The following is a 12374-nucleotide window of genomic DNA, read 5'->3' on the forward strand; positions in this document are numbered from 1 at the left end:
ATAGCCCAATTGGCAGAGGCAGCGGACTTAAAATCCGCACAGTGTCGGTTCGAGTCCGACTGGGGGCACCATATCTCCCGTGTTCACAGCGCTTCGGTCCTGGTTCGAACACGCACTTCGGTGTCGCAGAACGTCACAACTCAAATTAACTGCTCTGGATCGGCGCTCGAACACGCCAACGAATCCACGTGGACTTGCCCGGACCAACCGCCCACTGGGGGTTGTCCGAGCGAGCGTAGAACATTGCTGATGGAGAAATCCGCAGGACAGAAGAGACGGCGCTACTCGAAGCTGCTTGCGGCTTCCATCAAGGCTTCTTCCTTTGAGTGTGCCTAGACGCCTCCAACAACACGTTCATCCGCGGCGTATGGCCCTACTACTTCGTTGACCTCTTTGTCGTCGTGGTGCTTTTCTTCGTTCCAGTGCTTGTGACCTGGCTGCCAGACGCAGCCAGCTAGGAGGATGTTGTGGCTTCAATAAGAAAAGCCCTCAGGGCAATGACATGGGCGCACGTCTTTGTCAACGTTGGCGTTACCGTCGCTGTCACGATCCCTTTGCTCCTGGACATTGCCGCCCGCAATATAGTTGGGCAAGCGTTGCCATCATCCTACGACTTCACCGAGATGGTAATGCTGCTAATTACTGCCACCGGCCTGATCTGGCTCGACGCAGAGCGCGACAACATCGGATTTTCCATCGTCGTGGATCGTCTTAGCCAGAGGGGGCAGATGAGGACGGAAATGCTGTGGAGGGTCGCGTTAATCCCTTTATTCGCGTTTATGGCCTTCTCTGGCTTCGAAAGGATGCTCTCTTCTTTTGCAGCTAACGAGTCGCGTATGGGTATTCTCGGCTGGCCGGCCCGCTTGCTTGTCGTGCTGCCGCCGATGACGATGGTGACTATCGATACAGGGCGTAGCGCCGACTACATCGTCGATGTGGTCACGGCGATGCTCGACAGCCGGCCAGTTGCAGCTTCGGGTCCGCTCGTGGTGGGCATGATCGAACTAGAGTCTGTGTGAGCGACTGGATTCGACCATCACGCGCACTGCCCGGACGTCAAGACGGAGGAAAGTTCCCGCGCATATCTCGAGACCGGGGAGATCCAGAACTGTGCCCCGCCTCCTGACGACGCGCAGCAAACGTCGACTTGTCGTGATTGAGACTGGTTGGCACAGGGTTAGCGGCAGCGCAGTTTGTCCGACATCGAAGGTGAATCGTCTGTACCGAACATGTTTCGCACCGACAGAGCCTAGGTTTGGCCGAGCAGGAGGTAGCGAAAAACGCAGCGCGCAGAACTGCAGTGCGTCGTTCGCTTGACGCGAAATGGCAGCCTCGGGAACGATGCTGGTCGACGTTCTGCGCGCTCAATCAGAAGATTGTGTCGGCGAATGCGGGTTCGATGCCGCCGGGAATCGCTTCGAGCAATAGTCGTTCGGCGACCAGTATCGAAGGGCTGAGCCGTCGCGAAACCGAACAGATTGGTCACCTCATCGGGGCGGTTGGCGAAAGGCACGCACTCAACTGTCCGATGTCGCTCAGATTCCGACAATCCTCTTGAATGAGCGGTCGGTTCTACGTTGTACTCGTTTCTCCGCCCAGTAGGCGGGGTCGTGCGGTATCTCCGAGGCGACCGTGGCTGCGAGACCTTCCGCCAAGAACCAGAATGCTTCCTGCGGCCACTCCCGCCATGTCTTATAGCTGAGTTGCGGGTTCACAGGACACCGTGGGATCTGGCGTCGCCGATCGTGCCGTTTACCGGCGTTGTCCGAAGGCACCGCGGCGGTCGGAGATAAGCGAGGATTGTCATTGACGAGTAGGCGACTGCGTAATCACGGCTTCCGCCGATGCATTCGAAGATCAGCCTTCCCCTCCCGTCTTCGGGACGGGGTTGAGCGAGAGCATGATTGGGGTCGAGTCGCAAGGCGAAGTCGCTTTCCTCGGCGTGATTGTCGTCATTCTTGAGGCACCGCCGGTGTCCCACTTCGGGGACAGCTAACGAGTGACTACGACCTCATGACCCGCAACATCTCGGGTGCATTTTCGGTCGGAGAATCTCACATGCCACCGTCTACAAGGATGGCATGGTGGCAGTGTCGGGAGTGTGGATTTTCACACGCATCCGGCCGAGCGCGAGCATCATCAGCAGGCCCGCAAACACCGGGATGCACGCAAGCAACACAATTGTGCTGGTTCCAGTTCCGAGTCCGATGAGCGCTCCGCCCAGAATCGGTCCGACGACCGATCCGAGGCGACCCATCGACGTCGACCAACCGAGCCCGGTCACAGCGGTACGTTGGGGGTAGATGGACAGCGCCACCGCGGCTTGTCCGATCATTCCGGCTTGCAGTCCGAGGCCGACGCCGCCGAAGACGATGAGAAGCAGCGCTTTGTCTGGTCCGAGGAACGCAGAGATCATCAGAAACACGATGGCGGCGACCGTGGTGCACGCAATCACCGTGGTCAATCTGTACTTCAGAACTCCGACGATGAGGATTCCGGCGCCGATGATGCTGCCCACGCCGAGTGCTGCCGAGCCGAGCGGCGCCAGTCCTGTGCTGAACCCGTAGCTGGTGAGGAGCGTCGGGAGCCACGAGGAGAAAATGAAGAACACCGAGAAGACGAGGAACGCGAAGCCCCACAGAAGCAATGTGCGAGAGCGCACGGCGGGGTCGAACAGCCGAGCAACCGAGGCGCTGTGCTTGGCCTCTGCGGCTGCAACGTGTCCGATCACCGCTCGCTCGTCGGGCAATGCGAACCAGAGGAACGGCAGTAGCACTGCGGAAGCGACTGCACCCGCGATGAAAACTGACGGCCACCCGAAGTTCGACACCAACTGACTACCGGCGATACCGGCGATGAGAGACCCGAGCGAGATCCCCATGCTGACGAAGACAGCGATGGACTGGCGTAGCCGGGCCGGGTTGAGGGCTGCCGCCTGGGCCACCGCCGCGGGCACTACGGCACCGAGGCCGAGGCCAGTGATGAACCGCAACGCGGTGAGCTCGACGATCGACCCCGCCCATGCGGTGAGCAGTGAACCGATCGTGAATACGGCTACCGCGACCAGGATGACGTTGCGACAGCCGTAGCGGGCGGTGAGGCGCCCGACGGCGATGTAGCCGATCGCCGCACCGACGCTGGTCAACGCCAGCGCGGGGGTGAAATGCGACGGTGCCTCGCCCCAGTCTCTGGAGAGGGCGGGCACCGAGAGCCCGAGCGCGATGGTGTCGTAGCCGTCGAGCACGACGGCAGCGAAAACCAGAACGAGGTAGGGCCAATTGATCAGGGTGATCTCCGACGCGGTGGTGCGTGTGTAGGTCGGCTCGCTCAAGATGGCGTCCTTGGGGTCGGTCGGCGACGATCGTCCGAATGGTTGTTGTGCGCCCGGCCAGCGGGCGTTCGAGGATGAAGCCTCGACCTTCGACCTCGACGGTGAGGCCCGGCTCGACGTGTTGATTGTCGGGCCAACGCGAAAAAGTGTAGACAGTACACAGTGTAGGGATGGATCATGGATAGCGCAGCGCAAACCGACTTTGCGGTCGCAGCGGGTATCACAGTTGCGGGTGCGACTGCCGGCCCGCGTTCCGCCGATGACGACTCGCTCCGAACGCGATGCCACTGCTGCGAAGCACGGCGCTGTTTTACTCGACTTCTGACGCAGTGCAGTCGTCTTCCTGGACTGACAGTCGCCGTTCACTGACGCGAAGACGCATTGTCGTGTTCAACGACCTGCTGGAACGCCGGGGTCGCGTCAGGAACTCCGATCAGGGAGAAACGTTGCGACCGAGGCGATGCTCGATCGATTCGTCTCCGCGAGGATTGCGTCGTTTCCGTCACGATGGTTTTGTCGGTACGCGAGATCGACGCCCTTGTCGAGCATCCCGATGAAGAACGTGGCCATCACGTCGAGGGATACGTCCGGCGCATCGGGTCGGAGTTCGATGATCGTCGACGCCAGATAGTAGGCCAGTTCGTTGTCGTGGATTCGGTTCGCCTGAATCATGCGACCGGAGAACTCGGGCGATAACCAGACCTGCCTGAACCAGGTCAGTTCCCCGAAGAATGCGATGTGGGCATCGATACTTCGTCCGCGAGAACGGCACCGCACCGGACAGCCCGACCCGCATCGATGTTCTCGGTCTCACTCCCACGACGGCTGTGGTCAAGGTCGATATGGAGAACGACGCCATCGGCGCCGACTACATCGATTTCCACACCCTCCTCGAGCAGGACGGACGGTGGCAGATCATCGCGAAGGTTTACCACCAGTACGCACGCTGACGACGCCCACCATCCCGGATCGGGAGAGAACATGAACCACCTCGAAGGCAGAGTTGTCGTCATCACGGCACCTCGTCCGGGATCGGCGGTGCGACTGCACGCGCATTGGCAGAGCTGGTCGCATGCATCGTCGCCGGCGACCGTGATCAAGATGGCCTCGACGAGCTGGTGTCCGACATCGAGTCGGCCGGCGGACGTGCGGTCGCGTCGACCTTCGATGTCACCGAACCCGGCTCGATCGCCTCCGCCGACGCCGTGTTCATCGGTCGGGCCATGCTCCGAGACTCGTCCTGGGCGAACAACGTGGCCGCAGAACTGGGCGCAGGCCCGCGTTTCATCGAGCAGTACGCCTACGCACTCCAGGAAGAGGACCACCATGAACACCTTCGTCATCGGCGCAAGAAGACCGCCGATGTCCATCTCGCGCGCACCGATCTGGACTGGGTCGTCGTCCGCCCGGCATCCTGACCGATGAACCGGGGGACGGTCTGGTCACCGCCGGGCCGGCGATCGAGCACGGGGATGTTCGAAGCGACAACGTCGCCGCTTCATCGCTGGAGTACTGGCCGAACCTGCTCTGAACCGCTCGATAGTCGAGCTCACCGACGGCAACACGACTGTGCACGAAGCCGTCGTCGGCCTGATCGCTCCGTTGTACGGCACGCTCGGTAGGCGACGATCACCATGCGCTCCGCTCCGTGCGGGCTCGCGATTCTTGGATCCGCGGGTGTTCCCTGATCCCGCTGAAGCTGCAACACCTCCGGGAGCAGGCAGTGTCAGCGGGAACGACTACCTTCCGATCGCGTCGGTCTACGGGATCGGCCGGACACAGATGTGAGTGCCGGTGGCGTCCCGCCTATCGGCTCGCGTCGACACAGTGGCCGCCGATCCTCCCGGGTGCGGATGGCGACGCCACTCGGACGGCGGAACGATCATGTATTCGGACCTAGGGTCTCACTGAAGACCGCGGTATGCGACGCACGGAACGCGGCGGAAGCGGCGCCATTTCCCGGAGTGTTCTGTAAGGTACTTCTGTATACTGTAGACATTTGAATGGAGTCATAGTGGCATCAGCTGAGAACACGCGTTACGGGTCGGATTTGATCGTCGACTTGTTGATGGAGTCGGGTATCGAGCATGTCGCGTTCAATCCGGGGGCGAGTTTCCGGGGGATTCACGATTCGTTGGTGCACACTCCGAATGCGCCGGAGATTTCGTTGTGTATGCACGAGATGGTGGCTGTCAGTATGGCGCAGGGGTATTCGAAGGCTGCGGGTAAGCCGATGGCGGCGATGTTGCACAATGTGGTCGGGTTGCAGAATGCGAGTATGGCGATCTACAACGCGTGGTGTGATCGTGCTCCGATGTTGTTGATCGGTGGGACGGGGCCGAAGTCGAAGGCTCGGCGTCGGCCGTGGATCGATTGGATTCATACGGCGTCGGTGCAGGCGAACATCGTGCGTGACTTTCTGGTGTGGGACGACGAGCCGCACGATGTGTACAGCATCGAGGAGTCGATGGCGCGTGCTCGGTCGGCGGCGACCAGTGCCCCCGGGGGGCCTGTCTATCTGTGCTATGACTTCGATCTTCAGGAAGATCCGTTGCCGGCTGATTTCGTCGCGGGTGGGATCGGCCGATTCCCGGTGCCGAGTGATCCGGCGCCAAGTGTTGCCGATACCGCGTGGCTCGTCGATGTGCTGCGCCGCGCGGTGCGCCCTGTCGTGTTGGCGGGGTACGCCGGCGAGACGCCTGAAGCATTCGGTGACCTGGTCGCGTTGGCGGAAGCCCTGGGCGCTCCCGTCATCGATACCGGTGTGCGCCACGCCTTTCCCACGACGCACCCGCTCGCCGGCATGCACGTCGAGGGTCTTCTCGGCGAGGCGGATGTTGTTCTGGCGCTCGATGTCGAGGACATTCACACTCCGTTGCGTGAGCGGCGCGGTGATCGTGGTTTGACGCTGTTGAATGTGTCCTTGTCGAGTCTGAAGTTGCGGTCGTGGGCGCACGACTACCAGGAGATGGTGCCCGGGGATCGTCACGTGACGGCGTCCTCGTCAGCGGCGGTGTCGGCGATTCTGTCGCGTCTGCGGGCGGAGCCGCTCGATGTGGACCTCGTTGCCCGTCGCACGTCGGAGATCGGTGAGCGTGTTCGTGCGGCGCGTGCGCGGTGGTGGGCGTCGGGTGCGCAGGCGACGGCGGACGGGTCGGTTCCGTTGGAGCGGTTGCAGGTGGAGTTGGCGCGGGCGTTGGACGGTACGGATTATGTGTTGGGGGGCGGGACGAACAGTCACCTCGAGCATCGGTATCTGGCGTTGGATCGGCCGAGGCAGTACGCGGGGTGGGGTGCCGGTGGCGGTTTGGGTTATGGCGTCAGCGGTGCGCTGGGGGTGGCGTTGGCTCAGCAGCCGGGGACCATCACGGTCGATGTTCAGAATGACGGTGACCTGTTGTTTCTGCCGTCGGCGTTGTGGACTGCTGCGCACAAGTCTCTTCCGGTGTTGATCGTGGTGAACAACAACCGTCAGTACGGGAACACTGTGGGGCATTCCATCGAGATCGGGCGTGCGCGCGGGCATCGTGAGGATCGCCGGTATGTCGGTGCGGGTTTGTCGGATCCGCCGGTCGATCTGGCGGGGATGGCGCGGTCGTTCGGTATCTGGGGGTCGGGGCCCATCTCGGACCCCGACGTGTTGGCCGAGCAACTCTCCGAGGCTGTCGCCGTGGTGCGGTCCGGTCGTCCTGCCCTCCTCGACGTCCTCACACCCGGCCTCTAGACACATGCGAACGGATCCGTCGTGACGACGAATGACAGGCCCGACCGCGCGATTGCGTCTGTCGTGGGCGGGGCGACCCGGTGTCGGCCTGCGAGCATCAGTTCGGTCGACCTACTGTGACATGGCTGGGCGGCGAAGTCGCACTGGTGACAGGTGGGGGATCGGGAATCGGACGGGCGGTCGTCGACCGGTATGTCGCAGAAGGCGCTCGTGTGGTGGTCACCGACATCGATTCCGAGCGGCTTGACGAGGTCCGTGACATCCACGGCGACACAGTGGCGACGATCGTCGCTGACGTCCGTTCCTACGACGACTGCGTCGCCGCGGTCGACCTCGCTGTCGACCGTTTCGGGAAGCTGGATGTGCTGGTGGCCAACGCGGGACTCGGCGACCGTTTCGCCGAACTCGTCGACCTCGAACCCTCCGCGATCGACACTGCCTTCCGGCAAGTGTTCGACATCAACGTCAAGGGCGTCATCGTCAGTGTGAAGGCGGCACTGGCACAGCTCGTGAGGACGCACGGATCCGTGGTCGTGACATTGTCGAATTCGTCGTTCTACCCCGACGGTGGTGGAGTGATCTACGTGGCCAGCAAGCACGCGGCACTGGGAGTGGTTCGCCAATTGGCGCACGAGCTCGCGCCCACGGTTCGGGTCAACGGGGTGTCTCCCGGTGCCACCGAGACCGGTTTCACCAGCCCGAGTGGAATCGGGGCCGCAGGAAAGGGTCCGCGGAACCCACCGGGCGTGGACCCGAATGATCGCGCCGCGGCAGTACGTGCCACAACTCCCCTCGACATGTTCGCGCAGCCGTCGGATCACACCGGAGCGTATGTGCTGGCCGGTTCGCGAGTTCAATCGTCGGCAATGACCGGATCGGTGATCGAGACCGACGGTGGCCTCGGCGTGCGGGGTCTTCGGCGGGTCCGGGGTGGTGATGATCTCGGGTCCCGATTATTCGATTGAGGTAGATGTGACGCAAAAGTGATCCGTCGCACCCTCTTTACGTACAGTGTAGAATGAATACACTAGGTGCAAGATGCGGATCGACCGCACCGCAGACCTGATCCGACCCAACGACTTACGAAGAAGCTGCCGTCATGAGCCACGATTCCGAAACACCTCCGAACTCCACCGTCCAGCCGAACTCCGCTGTAAGCGCCGTCCCGCCGGGCGGCCGCATCGTTGTCGTGGGCGCCTCGCTGGCAGGTCTCCGCGCTGCCGAGGGACTGCGAGCCGAAGGCTACACAGGCGAAGTCGTCGTCATCGGCGACGAGGCCGCCGACCCGTACGACCGACCCCCGCTGTCCAAAGAGGTGCTCACCGGGGTGATGACCGCGGACGATGTCCTCTTGATGCGCGACCCCGAGTTGGACGTGACGTGGGAGCTGGGCCGACCCGCGATCGGGTTGAACACTCAGCGTCGTGTGGTCGAGATAGAGGGCGGGAAAGAGGTCGGCTACGACCAGGTCGTACTCGCCACGGGCAGCCGAGCGCGCACCCTTCCGACCTTCGGCCACAGCGAGACGGTCCATACGGTCCGCACGGTCGATGACGCGTTGCGGCTCAGAGCTGTACTCGGAGAGGGCACGCGACTGCTGGTCATCGGTTGCGGTTTCATCGGCGTCGAGGTCGCCTCGTCCGCTCGCACGCTGGGTGCCGACGTGACAATGGTCGGCCTGGACGCCCCGCTGGCCCCGGCCGGGCCGCTCGCGACGCAAGCGTGTACAGCATTGCTCCAGACCAACGGCGTGGTGCTGCACACCGGATTCGGTGTCTCGACAGCCGAGATCACCGAGAGCGGCGCCCATCGCGTCACGTTGTCCGACGGCACCGTTGTCGACGCCGATCAGGTCGTGGTCGCATGCGGATCCATGCCCAACGTGGAGTGGCTCGAGACCTCCGGACTCCCGCTGGACAACGGTGTCGTGTGCGGCGCCGACCTGCGCGTGGTCGGGTTCCCTGACGTATTCGCCGCCGGGGACATCGCGCGCTGGCCGCACCCGGCATTCGGGGCTTCCTTGCGTGTCGAACATTGGAGCAATGCCGTCGAGCAGGGGCAGGCAGTAGCACGTGCCGCGGTTCGGGGGGAGAGCGCCGAGCCATTCGCGGGTATGCCGAGCTTCTGGTCGGATCACTTCGGCGTTCGTCTGCAGGGCATCGGCGCGCTGGCTCTCGCTACCAGGTTCGAGCTGACACAGGGTGATGTGGAGTCCGGCCGGTTCGCCGCTGCGGCGTATGCCGGCGACACGTTCGTCGGTGGCGTCGCGTACGGGATACCCAGAGCGGTGGCGATGTTCCGCATCAAGCTGGTCAAAGCCGCCAAGGTCCTCGCGGAATCCGCGGTCTGACGTCCGTACCATCGGCAACCCGCGGAAAGCCGAACCACCGGCATCACGAAACCGACCATCGTGGAACCGATCGCTCGGTTCATGACCACCGAACTCAGGAGCACGAGATGAACAATCCAATCTACACGTATTCGGCAATAGTGGACCGGCCGAAGATGCGCCTGCCCGACGGTAAACGCATTGCAGTGTGGTTCGGTCTGAATATCGAGCATTACGAATACGGTAAGCCGGCGTTGAGCTTGGCTCCGTTCACGGCGGGCCTGACCCCGGATCCAACGAACGCCGGTTGGCGAGACTACGGTCCGCGGGTCGGCTTCTGGCGCATGTTGGAGGTGTTCGACAGGTTGAAGATCCGACCGACCCCGATTGTGAACAGTGAAGTCGCGGAGCACTACCCGGCCATAGTGGCTGCCGGCGTCGAGCGAGGATGGACGTGGGTTGCTCACGGTAAGACGAACTCGACATGGCAGGCAGGCATGTCGTTGGACGAGGAGCGTCAGTACATCACCGAGGTCTCGGATGAACTGGAACGAGCCACCGGCTCGAGGCCCAAGGGTTGGCTGGGCCCCTCGCTCACGGCCTCCCCGAATACCAACCAACTGTTGGCCGAACTGGGCTACACCTACAACCTCGACTGGGGAATCGACGACCAGCCTTTCGACCTCGACGTCGCTGGACAGCGTTTACTGTCAGTCCCGTACAGCACTGAGGTCAATGACATACCCTCCTATGTCTTGCACGGTCATACGGGTCCTGAGTTCAAACAGACCGTGATCGATCAGTTCGACCAGATGCGCAGCGAGGGTGACGAGTGGCCCCGCGTATTCGGACTCGGACTACATCCGTTCCTGTCGGGCCAGCCGAACCGAACCCGATACTTTGCCGAAGCTCTCGAGCACATGAGTTCGTTCGACGATGTGTGGTTCGCGACGGCAGATGAGATTGCAACCTGGTACTCGAAAGAAACCACCTGAGCTGGGTCGACCGCAATGCGAGGTCGAAACCACAAAACGACCTGACATTCGGACACGATCCCGAGCACAACGACACCACGTCTAGTCGAGTCACCCGGAATCGGGTGATTGTTTCATCCGATTTTCCGGATGCATCCCGCGACGTGGACCACCTCGAACCTCGGGCGAATTGTGGATGATTCTCCCTCATGTATGCCCCGGTCGTCGGCCGGCGCAATTCCCTCCTCGAAAGGAAGGCGCTCATGCCTGAAACAGTCAACGCCAGTTCGTCGCTACCGTTCGATCGCGTCGTGGACAGCAGCGTCTATTACGACGCCGCTACGTACGAGAAAGAAGTCTCGGATATCTTCGGGCAGAGCTGGTTGCTCGCGTGTCACGAAAGCGAGCTGACCGAGCCGGGCGATTTCGTCACGACGACGTTGGCAGGTGCGCCGGTGATCATCGCGCGCGACAAGAACCGTGACCTCCGCGCGTACCTCAACGTATGCCGGCATCGCGCGTGCAAGGTGGTTTCCGAAGACGCCGGCCACGCTTCGGCGTTCAGATGCCCGTACCACTTCTGGGTCTACTCGCTCGAAGGTGAGCTGGTCGGCCTCAGCGGAGCAAAGTCGTACGAGGGCACCGGCTTCGAAAAATCGGACCACAACCTGATCGAATTCACCTGCGAATCGACGTTGGGATTGGTGTTCGTACATTTCGGCAAGGCCCCGACCTCAGTGGTCGAATGGCTCGGACCGACGGTGCACTCAACTATGGCAACCCCTCTGGCCAACGCCGAGTTCACCGTCATCAGCCGTTGGAGTATGGAGATGCCGGTGAACTGGAAGGTGTTTGCCGAGAACGTTCGTGATGGGTACCACGTACCATTCGTGCACCCGTTCTTCCGTGCGGCGAGCCCGGCGGGGCGTTACAGTTTGCACGACAACGGACACGCTGTTCAGCAGTTGGGGATGGATCCAGAAGGTATGGAACCGGAACTATGGGAGCAACTTCGCAAGAACCCGTTGCCGGGTGTAGAAGTCGGGGACGGCTACATCGTGAACCTGTTTCCCGATTCGACTGTGACACTGAGATCCAATGTGGTGTCGATCGATACTCAGCACGTCTTGTCACCTGACAAGGTGGTTCTGCACAACCTCACCCTCGGACTTGTCGGTGACGACGACGAGGTCATGGAGAATCGCAAGCTCGCTCAGAAGACGTGGTTCCAGAATCCACTGGAGATCGAGGATTACCCGATCTTCCTGGCCCAGCAAGAAGGCTTGACCTCGCGCAAGCTCCCCTACAGTGTCATCGCGCGTGGTCAGGACGCCAGCGAGGGCGAGCGCGGCGACGACAATCGTCTTCGGCAATTCTGGAGCCAGTGGCGTCTGTTGATGGGAACGAAATTCAATTCGCTCAGCGATGTGCAGCCGGGCTCCGTCGATGCGTGAGTTGGTCTTCGGCGAAGAATTCGCCGTTGTACAACCCACCGCGTTACTCGCGGACTGCATCGACGGCGCGATCGGTGTGCTGGGTGCCGCGCTGGTTGACAAGGGTGTGCGTGTGGTCGATCGGCCGTTGTGCACCCTGGGAAAGAACACCGAACTCAGACCAACTCTGGTGGTCGAGGATTCGATCAGTGCGAAGCCGAACCTCGTCGTCGAATTTCGCACAGAATCGACCAGTCGATACATCCTGGGGCCGAAGCGACTCGCGTATGGACGCATGGGAATCCCTGAGTTGTGGTACGTCGATCCGGGCTACCGACGCGTTCTGGTCATGGTGTTGGACGGGACCTCGCAGAGATTCGAGTGGCCCGCCACGGTGTTTCAGTCGGACGAGTTGCTTCGTCCGGTCGGAGTCAGTCTCACACCGCTGACCGTCGGCGAGTTGCTGAGCCACTGGCCGAGAAGCCACGTTCTCGATTCCGACATGGGTGCGAGTTGGCCGTCGGACGTATGAAGAACGTCTGGCGGCGAAGACGTGGAGTTGCGCTCGAGCGAGCTTTCCACG

Annotated in this window: 11 protein-coding genes and 1 tRNA gene; 10 read left to right on the forward strand and 2 right to left on the reverse strand. The window is 61.9% G+C overall.

Annotation, left to right across the window (positions count from 1 at the left end):
- Positions 1-71: transfer RNA gene (locus tag QM797_RS21845), tRNA-Leu, on the forward strand.
- 396 nt (positions 72-467) lie between these two features.
- The gene (locus QM797_RS21850) at positions 468-1019 is read left to right on the forward strand and encodes a TRAP transporter small permease (protein WP_283277760.1); all 552 of its coding nucleotides are present in this window, start codon (positions 468-470) and stop codon (positions 1017-1019) included.
- A 1049-nt stretch (positions 1020-2068) separates the two neighbouring features.
- Here the strand turns inward: QM797_RS21850 and QM797_RS21855 are convergent.
- A complete protein-coding gene (locus QM797_RS21855; RefSeq protein WP_502942376.1) occupies positions 2069-3331 on the reverse strand; it encodes an MFS transporter in 1263 nt (420 codons plus the stop codon).
- Between the two features lie 420 nt (positions 3332-3751).
- Positions 3752-4108 carry a hypothetical protein gene (locus tag QM797_RS21860; protein WP_283277761.1) on the reverse strand — a complete coding sequence of 119 codons (357 nt, stop codon included), beginning with the start codon at positions 4106-4108 and terminating at the stop codon, positions 3752-3754.
- Between QM797_RS21860 and QM797_RS21865 the strand changes: the two genes are divergently transcribed.
- From QM797_RS21865 to QM797_RS21900, 8 genes are all read left to right on the forward strand, one after another.
- Positions 4063-4281 (forward strand): nuclear transport factor 2 family protein, encoded by a 219-nt coding sequence (locus tag QM797_RS21865; protein WP_283277762.1) that lies wholly within the window; start codon positions 4063-4065, stop codon positions 4279-4281. The two genes, QM797_RS21860 and QM797_RS21865, sit on opposite strands and share 46 nt — an antisense overlap.
- A gap of 18 nt (positions 4282-4299) precedes the next feature.
- Complete coding sequence (locus tag QM797_RS21870) at positions 4300-4749, forward strand: SDR family NAD(P)-dependent oxidoreductase (protein WP_283277851.1); 450 nt, start codon at positions 4300-4302, stop codon at positions 4747-4749.
- Between the two features lie 596 nt (positions 4750-5345).
- Entirely contained in the window at positions 5346-7055 is a 1710-nt protein-coding gene (locus tag QM797_RS21875) for a thiamine pyrophosphate-binding protein (RefSeq protein WP_283277763.1), read from the forward strand.
- A 116-nt stretch (positions 7056-7171) separates the two neighbouring features.
- On the forward strand, positions 7172-8020 hold the full coding sequence (locus tag QM797_RS21880) for an SDR family NAD(P)-dependent oxidoreductase (protein ID WP_283277764.1): 849 nt from the start codon (positions 7172-7174) through the stop codon (positions 8018-8020).
- Positions 8021-8154: 134 nt separating this feature from the next.
- The gene (locus tag QM797_RS21885; protein ID WP_283277765.1) at positions 8155-9405 is read left to right on the forward strand and encodes an NAD(P)/FAD-dependent oxidoreductase; all 1251 of its coding nucleotides are present in this window, start codon (positions 8155-8157) and stop codon (positions 9403-9405) included.
- A gap of 107 nt (positions 9406-9512) precedes the next feature.
- Positions 9513-10379, forward strand: coding sequence for a polysaccharide deacetylase family protein (locus QM797_RS21890; protein WP_283277766.1), 867 nt, complete (start codon positions 9513-9515; stop codon positions 10377-10379).
- Positions 10380-10621: 242 nt separating this feature from the next.
- Positions 10622-11812: an aromatic ring-hydroxylating oxygenase subunit alpha gene (locus QM797_RS21895; RefSeq protein WP_283277767.1), complete on the forward strand. Its 1191-nt coding sequence runs from the start codon at positions 10622-10624 to the stop codon at positions 11810-11812.
- Positions 11805-12323, forward strand: coding sequence for a Uma2 family endonuclease (locus QM797_RS21900; RefSeq protein ID WP_283277768.1), 519 nt, complete (start codon positions 11805-11807; stop codon positions 12321-12323). The genes QM797_RS21895 and QM797_RS21900 overlap by 8 nt, the downstream gene beginning before the upstream one ends.
- The last annotated feature ends 51 nt before the right edge of the window (positions 12324-12374 follow it).

It is taken from the genome of Rhodococcus sp. IEGM 1381 (genome assembly GCF_030056795.1).
Lineage (GTDB): Bacteria > Actinomycetota > Actinomycetes > Mycobacteriales > Mycobacteriaceae > Rhodococcoides.

Coding starts and splice junctions, on each gene's coding strand:
- QM797_RS21865 (WP_283277762.1), top strand. CDS start 4,063: ATGCGATGTGGGCATCGATACTTCGTCCGCGAGAACGGCACCGCACCG.
- QM797_RS21890 (WP_283277766.1), top strand. CDS start 9,513: ATGAACAATCCAATCTACACGTATTCGGCAATAGTGGACCGGCCGAAG.
- QM797_RS21885 (WP_283277765.1), top strand. CDS start 8,155: ATGAGCCACGATTCCGAAACACCTCCGAACTCCACCGTCCAGCCGAAC.
- QM797_RS21900 (WP_283277768.1), top strand. CDS start 11,805: ATGCGTGAGTTGGTCTTCGGCGAAGAATTCGCCGTTGTACAACCCACC.
- QM797_RS21895 (WP_283277767.1), top strand. CDS start 10,622: ATGCCTGAAACAGTCAACGCCAGTTCGTCGCTACCGTTCGATCGCGTC.